At 36.2% G+C, this 1,145-nt stretch carries 1 protein-coding gene and 1 pseudogene; both read right to left on the reverse strand.

Features of this window, described 5'->3' with window-relative positions; translation table 11 throughout:
- Positions 1–101 precede the first annotated feature (101 nt).
- Positions 102–578 carry a PUA domain-containing protein gene (locus tag C6988_RS10885; RefSeq protein WP_182135470.1) on the reverse strand — a complete coding sequence of 159 codons (477 nt, stop codon included), beginning with the start codon at positions 576–578 and terminating at the stop codon, positions 102–104.
- Positions 575–1,145: pseudogene (locus tag C6988_RS10890) on the reverse strand (homoserine dehydrogenase); the annotation flags it as partial. The pseudogene C6988_RS10890 and the gene C6988_RS10885, both read right to left, overlap by 4 nt.

The raw sequence follows: 1,145 nt of genomic DNA on the forward strand, positions 1-1,145 counted from the left end.
GCTGTTCGCTCTGCAACAATGAGGGACTCTTTTAGTGGTGATGGAATTGATGTTATGGTTATCAATAAAGACGGCGCTAAAGAAACCACACAAACTGCAAACTAGTTTGAAATAGTTTTTCCTACTTCCCAAAATTTATCAGAAATAAAGTGCAAATTTTTTAGAACCTCTCCTTTTTCCATTGATTCCATTTCTGAACTATCAACAAGTGATTTTCCTATGGCAAGAAACTTGTGTTGAGACTCTTCAATAATACATACGATATCTCCTTTGTGAAATTCTGTGAATTTTTTAATTCCGGGTCTCATTACGTTAGCTCCCTTACACATGAACTTTACAGCTCCCATGTCCACCATTACGTTTGGAAATTTTTCTAAAATTGAAGTCTCTGATAAAAATGGAATGTATTCTTCATCTACTCTAAGTGCCTTGAACCCATCTCCTATGATTAACTGTGCATCATCTACAATATGGTGAACTTTGAGATTTTTTGTTTTTGGTAATTCCATCTTCCATCTTGAAGTAATCTGCTTTAGCATCTCACTTGATTCACTTTTAGAAATTAAATTAGACTTCAATCTTTTGATATCTCTGCTCTAATGTCTAGTAAATCTCGTAAGGAACTTGCAGTCTCTATTCCTCCAGCCCCTCTGCCGATGATGGTTTGAGTACCAGAATGCTCCGATGTAAATGCAATTGCATTTAGAGTTCCATTTACACATAGAGGATCATCTATGGATACTTCCTTAGGTGATACTACTAGTTCTTTGTTACAAGATGCGATAAGCTTTACAGCGCAATTATTCTTGGCTGCTTTTTTGATATCTTCAGTAGTTACATTTCTTATTCCTGTTCTATTGACATCAGGCAAGGTTACCTTCATTCCCATTACCCAATTAGCTAAAATTACTAGTTTTGCTGCTGCATCTAGACCATCAAGGTCTAGTGATTCATCTGCCTCGACGTAGCCCTTTTGTTTTGCATCCTTTAATGCTGCGTCATAGGAGTTTCCATTAGCCATATTTGTTAAAATGTAATTAGTTGTACCATTTAGTATTCCATCAAAAGATGTTATTCGTTCCCCTCTAAGACTATTTTTGGCATAATCCAAAATTGGAGTGCCTCCTCCCACAGTTCCACTAAAT

It is taken from the genome of Nitrosopumilus sp. b1 (assembly GCF_014078545.1).
GTDB lineage: Archaea > Thermoproteota > Nitrososphaeria > Nitrososphaerales > Nitrosopumilaceae > PXYB01.